Source organism: Bacillus sp. Au-Bac7 (genome assembly GCF_021341655.1).
GTDB lineage: Bacteria > Bacillota > Bacilli > Bacillales > Cytobacillaceae > Niallia.
On the sequence record NZ_JAJTTG010000004.1, the window covers coordinates 78721 to 96298 of the forward strand.

16 protein-coding genes are annotated in these 17578 nt (G+C 38.7%); 9 read left to right on the forward strand and 7 right to left on the reverse strand.

All coding sequences use genetic code 11. From position 1 onward, the window contains the following. Positions 1-47: 47 nt before the first annotated feature. Together LXM54_RS16010 and LXM54_RS16015 are read left to right on the forward strand one after the other, a co-directional pair. The gene (locus LXM54_RS16010) at positions 48-2093 is read left to right on the forward strand and encodes a bifunctional diguanylate cyclase/phosphodiesterase (protein WP_233316262.1); all 2046 of its coding nucleotides are present in this window, start codon (positions 48-50) and stop codon (positions 2091-2093) included. 394 nt (positions 2094-2487) lie between these two features. Further along, entirely contained in the window at positions 2488-2721 is a 234-nt protein-coding gene (locus LXM54_RS16015; protein WP_233316263.1) for an excisionase family DNA-binding protein, read from the forward strand. 104 nt (positions 2722-2825) lie between these two features. Here LXM54_RS16015 and LXM54_RS16020 read toward each other — a convergent pair whose 3' ends face one another. Beyond that, complete coding sequence (locus LXM54_RS16020) at positions 2826-3137, reverse strand: winged helix-turn-helix transcriptional regulator (protein WP_233316264.1); 312 nt, start codon at positions 3135-3137, stop codon at positions 2826-2828. A gap of 154 nt (positions 3138-3291) precedes the next feature. Between LXM54_RS16020 and LXM54_RS16025 the strand changes: the two genes are divergently transcribed. Together LXM54_RS16025 and LXM54_RS16030 are read left to right on the forward strand one after the other, a co-directional pair. Continuing rightward, complete coding sequence (locus LXM54_RS16025) at positions 3292-4143, forward strand: VOC family protein (protein ID WP_233316265.1); 852 nt, start codon at positions 3292-3294, stop codon at positions 4141-4143. A 156-nt stretch (positions 4144-4299) separates the two neighbouring features. Further along, positions 4300-5142 carry an STAS domain-containing protein gene (locus LXM54_RS16030; protein ID WP_233316266.1) on the forward strand — a complete coding sequence of 281 codons (843 nt, stop codon included), beginning with the start codon at positions 4300-4302 and terminating at the stop codon, positions 5140-5142. A gap of 74 nt (positions 5143-5216) precedes the next feature. On the opposite strand, the gene LXM54_RS16035 is transcribed toward LXM54_RS16030, so the two are convergent. Beyond that, on the reverse strand, positions 5217-5909 hold the full coding sequence (locus LXM54_RS16035) for an aspartate/glutamate racemase family protein (protein WP_233316267.1): 693 nt from the start codon (positions 5907-5909) through the stop codon (positions 5217-5219). A 113-nt stretch (positions 5910-6022) separates the two neighbouring features. On the opposite strand from LXM54_RS16035, the gene pdxR reads away from it, so the two are divergent. The 4 genes from pdxR to LXM54_RS16055 all read left to right on the forward strand — a co-directional run bounded on the left by pdxR (position 6023) and on the right by LXM54_RS16055 (position 12302). After that, positions 6023-7411 (forward strand): MocR-like pyridoxine biosynthesis transcription factor PdxR, encoded by a 1389-nt coding sequence (gene pdxR, locus LXM54_RS16040; RefSeq protein WP_233316268.1) that lies wholly within the window; start codon positions 6023-6025, stop codon positions 7409-7411. Between the two features lie 87 nt (positions 7412-7498). Next, positions 7499-8539, forward strand: coding sequence for a SepM family pheromone-processing serine protease (locus LXM54_RS16045; protein WP_233316269.1), 1041 nt, complete (start codon positions 7499-7501; stop codon positions 8537-8539). Between the two features lie 172 nt (positions 8540-8711). Then, positions 8712-8906 (forward strand): Loki-CTERM sorting domain-containing protein, encoded by a 195-nt coding sequence (locus LXM54_RS16050; protein WP_233316270.1) that lies wholly within the window; start codon positions 8712-8714, stop codon positions 8904-8906. A 657-nt stretch (positions 8907-9563) separates the two neighbouring features. Next, a complete protein-coding gene (locus LXM54_RS16055) occupies positions 9564-12302 on the forward strand; it encodes a tetratricopeptide repeat protein (RefSeq protein WP_233316271.1) in 2739 nt (912 codons plus the stop codon). A 43-nt stretch (positions 12303-12345) separates the two neighbouring features. Here LXM54_RS16055 and LXM54_RS16060 read toward each other — a convergent pair whose 3' ends face one another. From LXM54_RS16060 to LXM54_RS16070, 3 genes are all read right to left on the reverse strand, one after another. Next, positions 12346-13998, reverse strand: a complete 1653-nt coding sequence (locus LXM54_RS16060) for a glutamine--tRNA ligase/YqeY domain fusion protein (RefSeq protein WP_233316272.1) — start codon at positions 13996-13998, stop codon at positions 12346-12348. Positions 13999-14197: 199 nt separating this feature from the next. Next, complete coding sequence (locus LXM54_RS16065; protein WP_233316273.1) at positions 14198-14515, reverse strand: AzlD domain-containing protein; 318 nt, start codon at positions 14513-14515, stop codon at positions 14198-14200. Then, complete coding sequence (locus LXM54_RS16070; RefSeq protein ID WP_233316403.1) at positions 14505-15236, reverse strand: AzlC family ABC transporter permease; 732 nt, start codon at positions 15234-15236, stop codon at positions 14505-14507. The genes LXM54_RS16065 and LXM54_RS16070 overlap by 11 nt, the downstream gene beginning before the upstream one ends. Before the next feature lie 105 nt (positions 15237-15341). Here LXM54_RS16070 and LXM54_RS16075 point away from each other — a divergent pair, with 105 nt between their 5' ends. Continuing rightward, the gene (locus LXM54_RS16075) at positions 15342-15890 is read left to right on the forward strand and encodes a helix-turn-helix domain-containing protein (protein ID WP_233316274.1); all 549 of its coding nucleotides are present in this window, start codon (positions 15342-15344) and stop codon (positions 15888-15890) included. Here LXM54_RS16075 and LXM54_RS16080 read toward each other — a convergent pair. Further along, a complete protein-coding gene (locus tag LXM54_RS16080) occupies positions 15871-16089 on the reverse strand; it encodes a hypothetical protein (protein WP_233316275.1) in 219 nt (72 codons plus the stop codon). The two genes, LXM54_RS16075 and LXM54_RS16080, sit on opposite strands and share 20 nt — an antisense overlap. 110 nt (positions 16090-16199) lie before the next feature. Then, positions 16200-17378: an MFS transporter gene (locus LXM54_RS16085; RefSeq protein WP_233316404.1), complete on the reverse strand. Its 1179-nt coding sequence runs from the start codon at positions 17376-17378 to the stop codon at positions 16200-16202. Positions 17379-17578 lie beyond the last annotated feature (200 nt).

Genomic DNA, 17578 nt, shown 5'->3' on the forward strand with positions numbered 1-17578 from the left:
ACTACAATACTATTAATCTGTTGAATCCATCAAGAGGGAGAATTAATATGTTTACATTGCCAGATAGCAGTAAAGTAGTTTATTTAGAAGGCCATTATTCCATGCCTGTAGTAGCATTATCGATTATTATTGCGTGTATTTCAGCTTATACTGCTATATCAATTAATGAGCGTATAAGGTACAACAGCTTTTTCCATCGTTATGTATGGCTGACCCTTGCGTCCTTTACAATGGGATTCGGAATTTGGTCCATGCATTTTATCGGAATGAGTGCCTTGATGCTGCCAACCTCGATGCACTATCACCTCGGTTTGACTGTCCTATCTGTATTGCCTGCAATGCTTGCATCTTTTCTGGCATTCTATATGACAAGTTCTGGGAGTAAGTCTGTCACATCGATTGTCATCTCAGGAATTGTTATGGGTTTAGGGATTTCACTCATGCATTATATTGGCATGATGGCGATGATTATGGAGGATGTGCAATATACGTATCGGCTTAATTATTTTATTTTATCCGTTCTAATCGCGATTATTGTTTCATTTGTCTCATTATTTATTTTTGCGCGGATGAACAGATTTATGAACAACTTGGTGTTAAAGCTGATAACAGCCATCATAATGGGCCTTGCTGTTGCGAGTATGCATTATACAGGCATGTATGCAGTTAAATACTATGTTGATGCAGATGTACAGCTGAATAACAGCATGCATGAAATGAATGTTGGCTTCTTGATTCTATCCGTTGCTGCCGGGACGTTTGTTGTGCTGTTTATTTCTGGTTTATCGGCATTGCTTGATCGGTATGTTGATTATCGCCTCAATTATTTTGACTCCCTCACAAGGCTGCCAAACAGAAGACAGTTTGAGAAAATAATTCATACTCCAGGAAATATTAAAGGACTTGCTGTTCTTCATATTCATGATTTGGAGAAATGGAATAACACATACGGCTTTGAGTTCGGTGATGAAATCATCCGCTATATTGAACAGATTACTGTTAAGCTGAAGCCGAAGACAGTTGCCGTCTATCGTATTGAGGGTAACAGGCTTGGGTTTATCAGCACAAGCAAAGAGGATAATAAAAAAATGGAAGAAATGGCAAAACAAATTTGTGCTATTCTTTCATCTGCTCTTAATATCAATGACAGAATGATTATGATTAAGACTGTTTTTGCGATATCACTTGTTGAAAAAAAACGTGATGAAACGCAAGTTTATGAAAATGCCCTTGCTGTTTTGAATCATCATTCTGTTAAATATGAGCATGAAGTAATCACATATGATCCAGCCATTCATGTTCAGTCCTTCCAGACAACACTAATCGCAGATGTGGAAGAAGCGATGAGCAATGATCAGTTTTACCTCGTGTATCAGCCGAAGGTGGAAATGCATTCAAATAAGATAACAGGACATGAAGCTTTATTGCGCTGGAATCACCCGATTTACGGATTCCTGTCACCAGCTGTCTTTATTCCGATCTTAGAATCTGCTGATAAAATGTTCGATGTCACAGACTGGGTCATAGACAGAGTATGCCGCCAGATTGCGGAATGGGAGAAAAACGGAACAAGAAAGCCTGTTTCTGTTAATATCCCTGGCCCCTATGTAACATCGCCAAGGCTGATGTCCTACTTAGAGGACCGTGTTACAAAGTATGGGTTTAATCCAGAGCTTCTGGAGCTTGAAATGACGGAAACGAGCGCGGTTGAGAATATTGAGGGTGCTATTCAAGCAGTCCATGCATTCCGTAACTTCGGCTTTTCTGTGGCCCTTGATGATTTTGGGACAGGAGTTTCCTCTTTATCTTATCTCAAGAGATTGCCAGTCACTACATTGAAAATCGACAAATCATTTGTTGATGGAGTTCCAGGCTCACGAAAAGACTCTGAAATTATGAAAGCAATCATTGCTTTAGGTAATTCCCTGCATTTAAATATTGTCATTGAAGGGGTAGAAACAGAGCAGCAAGTAACGTACTTGTCCACTGTGGATGGGTGCAAGGTGCTGCAAGGGTATTATTATGCCAAGCCAATGGTGCAAAGTGAACTGGAGGATTGGTGTCACAATTTCACGACGAAAACGGCTATATAATAGGAAGTGTATATTTTTAAAGAGGAGTTTCTTTATTTGTTGCAAAACAAAAAAAGAAGCTCTTTTTTTGAGGAAAAAGAGGACTTGTTAGTTAAATCATATTCGCCTTACAGATTTCTTCTGTTTTTCGGCTTTGCAAAGAAGGAACAATAAAAAATCAGTGAGAAAATCCCGATTAATTCCGCTAGAAATAAACCATTAAGGATTGTGCTTAACATTTTGCATCCCTCCGATATGATTGCTTCTTACACCTTTACTATACCCAGAAAGCATGTAGCTACCGTTAATGTATTATTAAATTAAAGTAATGAATGTATATTATTTATGAAGCATAAGTATTTGTTTGTTTAGCGAGAAGCAGGCATGCTATAGTAACAGATGAGGAGTGTTAACAATGTACTTAACAATTGAAGAAACGGCTGAATATTTATCTGTGTCTGTGTCTTATGTGGAAAATCTAGTACTGCAAGGAAAAGTTCGGGTGCTGCATGATGAGGACGGGAATGTATTAATCTATAAAGATCAGTTTAAAACCCATTTTAAACAGCTGGAAAAGTATCAGCTGCTTATGCAGGAACTAGCGAACGAACCGATACCGGAAGATAAAGATATTAAGGATGAAGACTAGGTATTCATAAATAGAAAGAAGGCGAATGGATAATAAGACCATTCGCCTTTTCTTCATGTACTTAATCCTCTATTGGGAATACTATACTCATTGCTTGCTTCGTTTTAAGCTTCCAGCCATTCTTGAGACCATTTTTCAATTTCTTTCATTAATGGCTGCAGGGAACGGCCTTTTTCAGTCAGAGAGTATTCTATGCGCACAGGAATTTCCGGGTAAACGTCCCTGATGACAATTCCTTGTTTTTCTAATTCTTTAAGCCTTTCTGAAAGAAGCCGCCCGCTGATTCCAATAGATGATTCAATGGTGCAGAAGCGCTGAGATCCATTCAGCAGCTGATAAATAATTAAACCAGTCCAACGCTGACTTAACAGTCCCATGGCTTTTTCAAACCTTGGGCAAATGACGGATGGATTCATGATATTTCACTCCTTTTTTTTATTATACAATAGTTATTACCTTAAGTAAAAATATTATCATTTATAAATTACTTACTTTACAATCATTGTTTATTAAAATATAATTACTTACATAAAGTAAGTGAGGTTAACAAAAATGACAGGAGGAGTTCCCTTGAGTTTTCACGAGTATCCTAATTTATATGTAGAGAATGTTACGTTAAAGGTTAAAAATTTGCAGAAGATGATTACCTTTTATAAGGAGATTATCGGGTTTCAAGTACTAGAGCAAACAGACAGTAAAGCAGCTTTAACAGCAGATGGAAAGACAGCGCTTCTTTATTTAGAAGAATTGAAAGAGGCAGAAGATAAGCGACGTCGCACAACTGGCCTGTATCATTTTGCTTTGCTTCTGCCGACAAGAGAGGATCTTGGCACACAGCTGCAGCATCTGTTAGAGAGCGGTTATCCATTGCAAGGAGCTTCTGACCATAATGTAAGTGAAGCACTTTATTTAGGTGATCCAGAGGGGAATGGGATTGAAATTTACCGTGACCGTGCTGCAAACCAATGGGCATGGGAAGATGAGTTTGTAAAAATGGACACACTGCAGCTGGATGCGCAAGGTGTGCTAGATGCTGGTAGAAATAAACAGTGGCTTGGTTTGCCAAGAGACACAAAAATGGGGCATATTCATTTACATGTGGCTGAATTGGCAGAGACAGCGGATTTTTATGTGAAGGGATTAGGCTTTAATATTGTGCAAAAATATGGAACACAAGCCTTTTTCATTTCTACAGGCAAGTACCATCATCATATTGGCTTAAATACATGGAATGGTGTCGGTGCACCTGCACCGCAGGACAATAATCCAGGCTTAAAATACTTCGACTTGAAGGTTCCGAGCAAAGAAGCAAGAGATGAGATTGCAGCAAGACTTGAGGGCATGGATGCTGAAATTACAAAGACGAACGATGCTTACTATGTAAAGGACCCTTCTGGGAACACAATTCGCTTAGTTCTATGATTAATATTTAAAAATTTGTGATTAAAAAAATTGCCTAATTCCCACTTTATTATTAAAATTTTAAATAGTGATTACTACAATAGGAAAATATTAAAATTGGACGGTTTTTCCTTTGAAAATTTCCAATCATAATTTTTTAGAATAGGTGGGAATATTTTGCAAAAGAATGAAAAGCTTTATAAGTATTTTCTTGAAAATGCTGACAGATTGACAGATGATTGGTATGCAAACTTGGACAGGACTGATCCTAACGGAGTTTATGCATCTGAAGATCCAGAAATCATTAAAACATTAAAAAAGCAAAATAACGACTTTCATTACTATTTAGCAAAAGTATTTATTGAGGAAGAAGAAAAATTTCTTGAGGAGTTCCGTGAATGGGTTGTAGACATTGCCTCTGATAAGGAGCATTTAGAGACACCTATCCATTTTATTATTAGGGAGTTTATTCGGACTAGAGAGCAATACTTTCAGCTCGTCGAGGAATTTAAGCAAAAAAACGATATACCAGAAGAACGGATTACTATTTGGAATCGCAGCATTGTGCGGATTTTTGATATTGTTATCCTGCAGTTCACGGAACAATTCCATGAAAACTCGATTAAACAGCTTCGAGCACAGCAGGAAATGATAAATGAACTCAGTTCACCTGTTATATTGCTCAGTGAAAACCGTGCCTTGCTTCCGCTTGTAGGTGATATCGATACAGCACGGGCTGCTGCTATTTTGGAAAATACAATTAAACAGTGTGCTGAGAAGAGGGTAACACAGCTGTTTATAGACTTGTCTGGGGTTATTATTATCGACACAATGGTTGCTCATCAAATTTTCCAGCTGATTAACGGCTTGAGCTTGATTGGAGTTCACTCCACACTGTCTGGAATCAGACCAGAAATCGCGACAACTGCCATTCAGCTAGGATTATCCTTTAATGATATTTCGATTGCTTCCACATTAAGCAAAGCAATCGCTGAGGACAAAGAATTCTTTAACGAGTAATAGCAATTATTTTTTTCTTTATATGGTAAAAACCACACCGTATTGCCTTCTAATAAATACGGTGTGGTTTTTTATTATTTGCCAAATGAAAAGTCAACAGCCTCTTTAGAATGAAGATAGGTTGTATTAAATAAAGGAATGTTTATATCTTCGTCTTTAATTAATAGAGGTATTTCTGTACAGCCTAAGATGATTCCTTCTGCACCTTCTGCGATAAGCTTACGAATGATATCCAAATACCTCTCTTTTGACTCAGGCAAAAATTGTCCTTGGCATAGCTCGTCAAAAATGATGGAGTGAACATCCTCTCTGTCACAAGCTTCCGGGATGATTGTTTCAATTCCGAAGACCTCAAGGATATTGCTGTAGAAACCTTGCTCCATTGTGAATTTTGTTCCAAGTAAACCGACTTTTTTAAGCCCTTTGGCAGTAATGCTTCTTGCTGTTGATTCAGCGATATGAATGAGAGGAACCGAAACGGCTTCTTTCACCTCATTTGCCACTTTATGCATTGTGTTCGTACAGATAAGAATTACATCTGCACCGCCTGCTTCTAATGTTTTGGCAGCATCAGCAAGCTTCTGGGCTGCTAAGTCCCATTTTCCTTCCCGTTGCAGAATGGCTATTTCCTCCATATTAAAGGAATAAAGCAAGCATTTTGCTGAGTTTAATCCCCCTAATTCTTCCTTAACTAATGTATTGATAATATGATAATAGTCTGCTGTTGATTCCCAACTAAGCCCGCCGATCAGTCCGATAGTTTTCATTGTTTTCTCCTTCGTTGTATAGTTTTCCACAGCATAACATGCTATTCTGGTATATAGTAGGACCACAATTTATAAACTTTTATAGTGCCAGAGCATTTCGAGGTGGCTAATTTATGATATTCATTACAGTAGACAGGTCAAGCCCTATCTCTTTAACGCAGCAAATTTACGAACAAATCAGAAGTAGCATTCTTGGCAATACCTTAAAAGAAGGACAAAAGCTATTGTCAACAAGAGAGCTTTCAGCAACAATCGGCGTATCACGGAACATCGCTATGGAGGCGTATGACCGATTAATAGCGGAGGGTTTTTTAGAAGTTAAGCCAAAGGCAGGCACCTTTGTATCAAAGGGTACAGCGCTGACTACCATCAAGCATATGGAGCATGAGGGTCCTAAGGACCAAGCCTTTCCTTATGAAAAACCATATATTGATTTTCGCGGCGGGAATCCGGCGACCGATTATTTTCCACGGAAAAAGTGGGGCCAGCTCACAAAAGAAGTATGCATCGACTCTCCCCAGCATATATTCGGTTACAGTGATCCTCGCGGAGTGCCAGAGCTTCGGAATGTACTTGCTCAGTATTTGCGAAAAGCTCGGGGAGTAAAGTGTGATCCAGATCAAATTATCATTACATCAGGTGCGACCCAGGCATTGCGCCTTATTACTGAAATGATGCTGACTTCTGATGGATTTATCGCCTCAGAGGACCCGGTAGCAGATGAAATGAGGAATATTTTCTCAGTGGCAAAAGCAAAAGTATATCCAGTGCCAGTTGATGAAAATGGAATTATTCCTGAGCAATTGCCTGAAGCTGCGCCGGATTTCCTGTTTGTCATTCCTTCCCATCAATTTCCTTTAGGAGGAATATTGTCTATTCAAAGACGGTTGATGCTGATTGAGTATGCTCGAAGAACAGGCTGTTATATCGTGGAAGATGATTATGACAGTGAATTTACCTATGAAGGTGCCCCTGTTCCATCGATGCAGGGTATTGATCAGGAGCGTGTCCTGTATGTTGGTACGTTCAGCAAAATATTATCCCCAGCTTTGCGAATAGGATACGTCGTTTTGCCACATCCATTATTGAGAGAGTTTCAACAGCTGAAGTGGTTTAATGACAGGCATACATCGTCAATCGAACAATATGTGCTTGCCCGCTTTATGAAAGAGGGACATTTTGAGAGGCATATTCGCAAAATGAAAAAAATTTATCAAGAGCGCAGACAGGTGCTGGTTGATGCAATCAATAGCTGCTTTGAGGATGCCAAAATTATCGGGAAAGCAGCAGGGATGCATTTAGTGGTAGAATTTCCAGGCGTTTATTTCACTGAGGACAAAATGAACAGAATGAAGGAAGAGGGTGTTTGCATCTATCCAGTCGAGCAATACAGCATGCGTAAAGGAAGTCATGAGCATCTTGCTGTGCTAGGATACGGAGGTGTAGCACCAGAAGAAATACGAAAAGGAATCCTTATCTTGAAAAGGGTGCTTTCGTTTTAACATCATTTTTTAATGAACCTTTATCCTTTTTATGTTATAAAAAAGATAGCAGTCATTAGAAAAGAAAGTAAGGAGTTATATTTTGCGATGAAACAAAAAGGGACAAACAAAAAATTAAAAATAAGCCTATTTATACTCATGGGGATATTGCTAGTATTATTCTTTATTCCTACTCCTTATTACTTGAACCAGCCTGGTTCCATTGAATCGCTCGCGGAGAAGGTTACTGTCGAAGATGGAGATAAGACAGAGGCTGGCAGTTTGAACTTGACGACTGTCTATTCTATTAAGGCAAGTAACCCTTACATACTCCTGTATGGCTTGTTGGCTCCACATACAGAAATTAAAGAAGAAGAAGAAGTGAAGGGCGATCTTTCGGATCAGGAATATAATTCACTTCTGCTCCACATGATGGACACCTCTAAACAAAATGCGATTATTGCCAGTCTGCATGCTGCAGGGGAAAAGGTAGAATATCAATATAATGGTGTGTTTGTTGCAGGGGTGCTGGAAACATCAAAAGCAAAATCGGTTATCCATGTTGGCGATATTATCCATAAAGTAGATGGAAATGAATTCACACAAGCCACCGACTTAATTGCTTATTTAAAAGGCAAAAAAGCTGGAGATAAAGTAGAAATTGAATACACACATAACAATAAAGACAAAAAAGCAACAGTGGAAATGATTGTGCTGAATAAACAGACAGGCCAAGTGGGAATAGGGATAAGTACGGAAAATAATATGTCTATTGATCCCTCTGTTAATGTAAAGATAAACAGCGATAATATAGGCGGTCCGTCAGCAGGTCTGATGTTCTCATTAGAAATTTACAATCAATTAGAAGATGATGATTTAACAAAGGGCTATAAAGTAGCCGGTACCGGAACAATGGATGCAGAGGGTAATGTCGGTCAGATTGGCGGCATCAAGCATAAAATTGTCGCTGCACATAAAGCGGATGTAGACATATTCTTCTATCCAGAGGATAACTATAAAGATGATACGAATGAAAAGGAAATTAAAGAAGAAGTAGCAAAAGAAGGCTATGACGACATTAAAATCGTGCCAGTCAGCACATTGCAGGATGCAATAGATTATCTGGAGAAGCTCCCAGAAAAAGAATAATTCAAGAGTTAAGCGGGTGTAACAATGCCCGCTTTTTTATATGCTTTTTTAAAGGGATAAGTTGAGGGAAGCTAGTTTAAAAAGCCAAGATTAGGGAATGTTATGTACATGGATACATAGAACGGAATGTATTGCTTCAAGAGATTTTGGAGAATACAAAGGAGGTTTTATCATGAATGATTTTTTAGATGGAATATTTAGTGTATTTTATGGAGTATTTGGTTTTCCGTTGGCAATAATCTTCATTATTATTGTCGTTGCTGCAGTAATTCAAATCAGAAAGCGCCGCCGCCGAAAAAGAGAAGACTGGTACGGCCAATCACCAGTAGAGAAATTTGATGAAAATGATAAAGGGAAAAATAAGTAAGGTTGGGACATAAGTGTGTAAAACCGTGTGAAAACCGAACTATTTAATTGTTTTTTTTGATTAAATAGTTCGGTTTTTGTTTTTTTAGTTTAAATACAATAATTAAAAAATCATAGTGGAATGGAGCGGCGGACACTCGGGACACCTGCGGGAAATAGAGGAAAGGATGAGACCCCGCAGGCGAAGACGAGGAGGCTCATCTTCCTCCCCGCGGAAAGCGAGTGGCTGGAGCGCAATGAAACGAACTGATTTTAAAGCCATAATCTATTTAGTCACAAGCTTCATTTTTTAAATTTAGATGTAATTTATTATTCGTTTTTAAATAGGTTATCTTTTCTTTCATCTCAACATCTATATGCTGTTAACCGTAAAAGGAGAAAGGGTATATAGGCACTAGAGGAAGGCTCGCTTATTTTAGTAAGCTATTGTTATAGAAACAGCCCTTTTAGTAAATGTTTTGTAACATAAATGAACAATTGCCGAAATGTACGGATGGAACGTCTTTGCTACAATAAAGAGAAGTATGGACTTATAGTTATGAATGCTGTCTTATTTGCATAATATTACAGTTGAATAGATACAAAGATATCGGGACTAAATGATTATGAGGATGAGGAAAAAGGTCATCATCATTCCAAAGATTAACAGGGGGAAGTTATGACATTAGAAAAGAAGTTAATTAATAAAACCTATTATGAAAGTTTTACCGTCGATCGGGAAGAGCCGCCAATCGAAGTGCTCGGCCAATTATATATCGCAGAGCAAAGAAAAAACGTTCCGGATTTAACGTCAATCCGATATGCACAGGGAGAGCTGTACTTCCACGTACATGATTATGAATCAGCAATATTCAAGTGGGAAAATATCTCAAATGAGCTCGAACCATGGGCGAAGAAAAACTTGGCTGACGCTTATATGGAATTAGGAGAGTTATCGACAGCAGAAAGTATTTATAAAGCTGTGTTAACTGATTCTGAACTATTAAGCACAGAGATTTCGATGCAGCTTTTTGCGTTATATATCGAAAAAGGCAATCATGATATGGCGCATCACACTATTAAAAGCTTGCTTGCAACAAACCCTGACTATGCCAACATGACACTTTTGGCGAAAACTTATTTTGAAGAACATGAAGCATGGGGAGATGCAATTGAACTAGCTGTTAATGAAGGAGAAAGAACGAATTCATTAAAATGGTATGAAGCATTGATTCAATATGCAAAAATCGGCGTTATTGCAGAGTACGAGCCAAACTATTTTAGGCAAAGCATCAGAAGTGTTGCCGAGCTGGATCAAAAACTGTTTGAGCAATTAAGTGTGGCATTCTGGGAAAATTATCGAAATAGTCCTTTTTACTTGGCATGGCTGTGGGACTACAACCAGTTGTTTCAACAGCTTCAATGGGAGAAAGAAGAAGAGTGGACAGAGCTTCCTAGTATGCTTGAAGACTCTTATTTGCATTTGATTAGCTCTGTTTATCCAATTAAGGAAGTCAGAGGACTTATTCCAGATATATTGAGCAATTTATTGGTAACAGCTAATAATCAGGATAGCATAATTGCGGCATCTGCTGTGCTTGCATGGAATGATATGTTCCCTAGTACAATTGAGGCGGAGTTTATCAACAGCGCAGAGCATTTAATTAATACTGCAGAGGCTGTTGTTGACTTGGCAGATATCATGCAATTGCTTCAGTCTATTACAGATTGGGCGGAGAATAATGATATCATCATCGACAAGAAATTCTCACAAAGAGTAGTGGAACAGATTCCTGCTGAAAGCCGTCAGCTTCTAATTATCGGTTCACCTGGAAGCGGCGTAAATTCTTGCATTAATGAACTTGTTGGGGAAACATTATTGTCAGAAGGCACAAATAGCCTTATCTCCATCCATGATCATGACTATTTAGAGATGGAGGAACTGACTGAAGAAGGAATCCGCCCTATTGATACATTAAACGATTTTTATGAAGAACAGCTTTCAAAAGATAGACATGGAGAGGAAACCCGCATCTTCCATTTATATACTCCATCCCATCTTTTGCATGAGAATAATTGGGCAATAACAACACTTCCTTTCCCTCATCAGGAGAGGTATGCAGATTACGCTTTACTGGCAGACAGCCTTCTTTTTGTCATTAATGAAAGATCGCTATTTCAGTCAAGTGATTATGAGAGACTGCTTGAATGGAAGGAAAAGGCTCCTCATTTAACGGTGCAGTTCTTAATCTACGCAGATGAAGCAGAAAACGAGAAAGTGGCAGCAAAAAGACTGCAAAAGGCAACAGCAGCAATTGATCAATATTTTCCAAACAGTGCTGTTTTCCTTTACTCAAAGGAAAATGACCGCAGTGTGCAGCTAAATGATATCAGCAGTTTCTACAGAAGACATTTTGCAGAAAGAAATATAGCAGAAGAGCGGACAACAAAAAGCATTGCCATCATTCAGGATTTATTATCTAATCTATTTGATAAGCGCTTGGAGATGGAAGAAAGTCTTTATACGACACTTCGTATGTACGAAGAAATAGTCAGCAAGCTGTCTGGTGCAAATAATCAGCTGGCAGATATGGAATCAGAAAAAACTCGTATTATCGTAAATGCTTTTGAAGAAATAAAAGAAAGCACAACACAGGAAATCCTTGAGGAAATTCCGAAGATTTTACGGAATTGCAAAAACTTCATTAAGGAAGACAGCGACTTTGGTAAGATTCATGTTGAGCTTAATGACAGAATGAATAGTGAGATTGACCAATATGTTCATAACGCATTGCTGCCAAAAGTATATGGCAAGATAAATGAATGGATTAAGCTGTCACAGGAACAATTGGAGGAAAGCCAAAACTTCTTAAATGAATTATGTGAAGGCTTTAATGGATTATATGAGGAAAATCAATTGACACTCAGCTGTGATTTCTCCATATTAGATGATTGGAGAAGAGATGCACGCAGGCTGACTGGCGGCATTAAGCTTGATAAAGCTAATATTTTGCTTCGTCTTAAGCCTTCCCAAGTATTGCTTAAGAGTGCAGGGAAGCTGCTTGGCAGCATACCGCAAAACAAAAAAATGCTTTATACAAGATATCAGAAATATATTGAAACAGAGGATTTCACGGAAGTTGCTAACAATATTGCAGATGCATTCCTTCAGCAGTTTGACTTCTATGAGAAGGGATTAGCAGGGGATATTCATATCTTCTTCAGCAATCCATATGATGTGCTGCAAAAGACAATGGAAGAAAAAACTGTCGACATTCAAGAGTATCAAGACTTGCTGGAAAGACTAAAGAATAATCCGGAAATGTTCCACGATCCGCTTCGTTTATTCGAACTTCGTCTGCTTCAGTACGACTGGCTCACTAGTCCAGGAAAGCTGTCTTACAGTAAACATCTATAATAAAAAAAAACACAGCACGCATTGCGTGCTGTGTTTTTTTATTTTACAGCTTAAAGGAGCTCTTTAATGAAACAATTCGGTTAAATACAGGTTTTTCAGATGTTGTATATTTCGGATCTGCACTGAAATATCCATGTCTGAAGAATTGATATTTATCGTATGCTTGTACATCCTTCATATTTGGTTCAATGAAGCCTTGGACAATTTCAAGAGACTTCTCGTTAACATAGTCAAGGAAGGTTTCTCCTTCTGCCATTTCCTCCGCTTCTTCGTCTAAAATAAGCGGCTCATACAGGCGGAACTCAGCAGGGATGGCATTCGTCGCTTCCACCCAGTGCAATGTTCCTTTTACTTTTCTGCCTGTAAATCCAGATCCGCTTTTTGTTTCTTGATCATACGTACAGCGAAGCTCGATAACATTTCCTTCTTCATCCTTGATTACTTCCTCGCATTTAATGAAGTAAGCGTGTTTTAAGCGAACTTCGTTACCAGGGAATAGACGGAAATATTTCTTTGGAGGGTTTTCCATGAAATCTTCCTGTTCGATATAAATCTCACGAGAGAATGGAATTTGACGTGTTCCCATCTCTGGATTCTCTGGATTAATTTCTGCCTCCAGCATTTCAACTTGCCCTTCAGGATAGTTGGTAATAACTACTTTCAATGGGTTAAGTACGCCCATTGTACGAGGCGCTTTCAATTTCAAGTCTTCACGTACAAAGTGGTCCAGCATTGCTGAATCAACTGCACCAGAACCTTTTGAAATACCAAGCTCTTTACTGAATTCTTTAATCGCTTCAGGTGTTACGCCTCTTCTTCTCAAGCCGGAGATTGTCGGCATGCGAGGATCATCCCAGCCGTCTACGTATTTTTCATCCACTAAAAGCTTCAGCTTTCTTTTACTCATTACCGTATTCGTAATGTTTAAGCGGCCGAATTCAATTTGTTGCGGCCTGCTGTCCATTTCACATTCTCTAATAACCCAATCATACAGCGGACGTTGATCCTCAAACTCTGTTGTACACAATGAGTGTGTTACACCTTCAATAGCGTCCTCTAAAGGATGGGCAAAGCTGTACATAGGGTAAATGCACCACTTGTCACCTGTATTATGGTGTGAAGCATGTGAAATACGGTAGATTACTGGGTCACGTAAATTGATATTTGGAGAAGCCATATCAATTTTTGCACGCAGAACTTTTTCTCCATTGCCAAACTTACCATCTCTCATAGCTTGGAATAGCTCTAAGTTTTCTTCTACTGAGCGGTCCCTATGCGGGCTGTTTTTTCCTGGCTCTGTCAATGTTCCTCTATACTCACGAATTTGGTCTGCATTTAAATCATCTACATAAGCAAGACCTTTTTTAATCAGTAGGATGGCACGGCTGTACATCTCCTCGAAATAATCAGATGCAAAAAACAAGTTATCCCATTTGTAACCAAGCCATTCTACATCTTCCTTAATTGCATTTACATATTCAATATCTTCCTTCAAAGGGTTTGTGTCATCAAAGCGCAAGTTTGTTTTCCCTTTAAATTCATCTGCCAGTCCAAAATTAATGAAGATTGACTTGGCATGACCGATATGCAAATAGCCGTTCGGCTCTGGAGGGAAACGAGTGATGACAGTATCGTGTTTGCCTGTCTCCAAATCTTCCTTCATGATATTTTTAATAAAGTTTGAATTGTTCTCCACTATATGGCCACCTTTCTTTTATGTATAAAGATAAATGTGCTAAGTTTTACCATTTAGCACATTTTGCAGAAATGATACAGCAAAAAGATTTCTTCTTTTAATTATATCAATAATATATCCAAATTTTTATTATAAACTTCCTAGTTAAGAAACGAAAGTCCTAGAATTGTTCTTTTTAGGTGGAAAATAGAAGTTTCTGTTAAAAAAAGAACCGGATAGCAGCCATCAGGAACACACCTGCAAGCACTGTAGTAAGCAAGCTTTTCGTAAATAATGCTATCAGAAGTGTTGGAATGGAAGCAGCCAATACAGTCCATTCTACATGTAATCCACCACTGGAAGAGGATAAAAGATTTTCTACAATTAAACCTGTGAAAATACAAACTGGCAAATAGGAAAGCCATTTTTCCACAGGCTCAGGAACAGTGAAATTCCTTACGAGTATAAATGGCAAAACTCTCGGAATGATTGTTACTACCATGCAGGCAAGCAAAAGCAGGAGATATTCACTTGTCATTATTTGTCACCACCCCAACTGTTGCTGTTATAATTGTTGCTACGATGACGGCAAGACTGCTCGACATAACTGCTGACAGGAGCACCATTAACACTACCATTACTATTATCAGAAATAGATAGTGCCTTAGTTTGGAAGCCTGAACTGTTTGAAGCTGAAGAATCAGCAAGGCAATAAACATAGCAGTCAAGGCATAATCAAGTCCAAAAATCTCAGGATCAGGGAACCATTTGCCTGCATATGCGCCGACAGTACAGGAAATAATCCAAACTGTATAGGCTGTAATATTTAGACCATTCATCCACCGGTCTGTTATCGGGATATTTTTAGCAATCTTTGTAATGGCAACACCAAAGGACTCATCTGTTACAAGACTGCCAATACCGATGTTTTTCAATAAAGAATATTGTGTAAATTTAGGTGCTAGTGCAGAGCTGAGCAGTAAATGTCTTAAGTTAACAATAAACGTTGTCAGCACAATCGCACCAGTTGGACTGCCTGCAGCAATCATCGCACAGATAATAAACTGCGCCGAACCAGCATAAACAAGCAGACACATGAAAAATACAGCCGCTATGCTTAAACCGGAAGAGACACCAACCACACCCATCGCTAAGCCAATACTAATATATCCCAGCAATGTGGGAATGCAGTCCTTTACCCCATCTAAAAAGGAAAAGGAGTTTGCTTCCTTCTCTACGTAAACTTTTGAAGATTCCAGGATGATACCCTCCTACGTTGTTTAATATATTATATAAATGTATGTTATAATGTACAGTATATAAAAGCTAGAATCATAAATCAATGAAAATTTAAGGAGCGTATAATGGAATCTATTACAAATGTTATTGGGCAAAATCTTGAAAACCTGCGCAAAACAAGAGGTTATAGTCTGGATAAAGCAGCAGAGCTGACAGGTGTCAGCAAAGCAATGCTAGCCCAAATAGAAAAGGGGAAATCAAATCCGACTGTTTCAACATTATGGAAAATCGCAATGGGGCTGCAAGTTTCATTTTCTTATTTCATGACGGAAAATACAACGACTGTAAAGAAGGTGTTATTTAAGGAGATTGAGCCGTTTCGAGATGATGCAAATCAATATCGGCTGTTTTCACTGTTCCCGTTTCATCCTGAGAAGAAATTTGAAGTCTACACTGTTGAAATGGATGGAAAGACAGAGCATTTTTCGGAAAAGCATGCAGGGGAGGAGTATGTGATTGTTGGAGAGGGAAGTGTTGCTGTCGTTATTGGTGATGACAAATACTATCTTGAAAAAGGGGATGCCCTTTCCTTTACATCTAATCGAGATCATCTGTACATTAATACTGGAGAAACCTTGGCGACACTTTTCGTTCTCATTTATTATCCGGAATAAAAAAAGAACCATTCTCCAAATCGCCGGATGAATGGCTCTTTTTATGTTTTTTCGCTTTACTGGACAGCAGTTCAGCTTTTGTTTTTGTTGTTTTTGTCAAATGGTTGATGGTGCCCCAGCTTCCTCTTTTAATAGCAGGGTTGAATCCGGTTTCTCGGAGCTGTTTTTCCCGTCTTTTTTTTGCAGCAGATTTAGCCATTTTTTAAATTCCTCCAATAAATAGAATAGGTATACTCTTAAAGCTTTAGCCTTGCTTTTAGAGTATACCTATTATTATATACATTTTCTTATGAAAGATGCTAAGTTAGGTTATGACATGGATTGTTTTGCATATTTTGGATGGCGGTGCAGCATTGTTATTAAGAAAATGCCGCATATTAGCAGCAGGCTGCTTGTTGTAAAGAAAACAGCTGAAAAGCCGTAATGTGCTGCTATCAATCCGCCGAAGGTTGGTCCAATCACATTTCCAAGGAAGCGCAGGCTTGTTTCGTATCCCATCACTTCGCCCTGCATAGTAATCGGAACCTCCTGCCTTATATAGGCTATCCTTACTGGTATAAGTCCGCCAATGGATACGCCGAGAATAAAGCGGATAATCAACAGCTGCCAATATTCATGAACAAATCCGCCTGGCAAGTAGACTAATCCTGCTATAAATAACAAGATGACAAGTATCTTTAGATAGCCGTTACGATCACCAATTTCTCCCCATTTTCGAGCCATCAGCAAGTTTCCTAACCCAGCTGCTGAAAAGGCGATGCCGGAAAATAAGGCGATGCTCTCTGGACCGTGCAGCTTACTTACATATAAAGAGAGGATCGGCTGAATGCTGAAATGGGCAATCTGAATAACAGCAGATATTAGCAGTACTGTAATAAATATTGGGTTTTTTAGTATATAGGCCAGCACCTCTTTTGACGAATAGTGCTTTTTGATGCCATCCTTCACAGGAAGGATGAATTCCTTTGTGGTGAAGACCAAGATAACGGACAGAAGGATAGCAAAAGAAGTATATCGGAAGGTTGCAGAGTAACCGAAGCTGTCAGCAATTGCTCCTCCAAGCAAAGGACCGATGAGGGAGCCTGTAATACTTCCGGTCTGCAAGGTGCCGAGAACCTTTCCAGCCGTTTTTTTAGGAGTTTGTGTAGCGATAAATGCCTGTGACATCGGAATAAAACCTGTAAAGAAGCCTGTGAAAAAGCGGAGCGCGAATAACTGCCATACGGAAGTGACAAAGCTCATTAGAAAGATGGAGAGTCCGAGACCGAAACCTAACGCAATTAAGATTTTCTTTCTGCCATACTTATCCCCAATCTTTCCCCAAATAGGAGAAAATAAAAAAGCGGCAATGAAGGTGACTGAAAAACAGAGACCTGACCAATGTTGAACATATTCCTCTGAGAAATTGCCCATTGACTCAATATAAAGAGATAAAAAAGGTAACACCATTGTCATGCTGCCGCTAATAAAAAAGTTAGCGAACCACATGATTGTTAAATTTCGTTTTGAATACTGTTGATAATCGTCCAAAAATAACACTTCTTTCCGAAAACAATTTCGTTTTTCTAAATATTATCTTAACGCAATTCATACAAACAAGGAAGCCTTTAGCTTTACAAAAATATTGGAAATGTGCTAGTTCATTTTATTTTTTTAAGAATATTCAGCATTTGTATTCCTTAAAAGAA

Excerpts from the sequence above, each read along its gene's own strand:
- LXM54_RS16010 (WP_233316262.1), top strand. The coding sequence starts at position 48 with ATGTTTACATTGCCAGATAGCAGTAAAGTAGTTTATTTAGAAGGCCAT.
- LXM54_RS16015 (WP_233316263.1), top strand. The coding sequence starts at position 2,488 with ATGTACTTAACAATTGAAGAAACGGCTGAATATTTATCTGTGTCTGTG.
- LXM54_RS16020 (WP_233316264.1), bottom strand. The coding sequence starts at position 3,137 with ATGAATCCATCCGTCATTTGCCCAAGGTTTGAAAAAGCCATGGGACTG.
- LXM54_RS16035 (WP_233316267.1), bottom strand. The coding sequence starts at position 5,909 with ATGAAAACTATCGGACTGATCGGCGGGCTTAGTTGGGAATCAACAGCA.
- pdxR (WP_233316268.1), top strand. The coding sequence starts at position 6,023 with ATGATATTCATTACAGTAGACAGGTCAAGCCCTATCTCTTTAACGCAG.
- LXM54_RS16045 (WP_233316269.1), top strand. The coding sequence starts at position 7,499 with ATGAAACAAAAAGGGACAAACAAAAAATTAAAAATAAGCCTATTTATA.
- LXM54_RS16050 (WP_233316270.1), top strand. The coding sequence starts at position 8,712 with ATGAATGATTTTTTAGATGGAATATTTAGTGTATTTTATGGAGTATTT.
- LXM54_RS16055 (WP_233316271.1), top strand. The coding sequence starts at position 9,564 with ATGACATTAGAAAAGAAGTTAATTAATAAAACCTATTATGAAAGTTTT.
- LXM54_RS16065 (WP_233316273.1), bottom strand. The coding sequence starts at position 14,515 with ATGACAAGTGAATATCTCCTGCTTTTGCTTGCCTGCATGGTAGTAACA.
- LXM54_RS16075 (WP_233316274.1), top strand. The coding sequence starts at position 15,342 with ATGGAATCTATTACAAATGTTATTGGGCAAAATCTTGAAAACCTGCGC.
- LXM54_RS16080 (WP_233316275.1), bottom strand. The coding sequence starts at position 16,089 with ATGGCTAAATCTGCTGCAAAAAAAAGACGGGAAAAACAGCTCCGAGAA.
- LXM54_RS16085 (WP_233316404.1), bottom strand. The coding sequence starts at position 17,378 with ATGTGGTTCGCTAACTTTTTTATTAGCGGCAGCATGACAATGGTGTTA.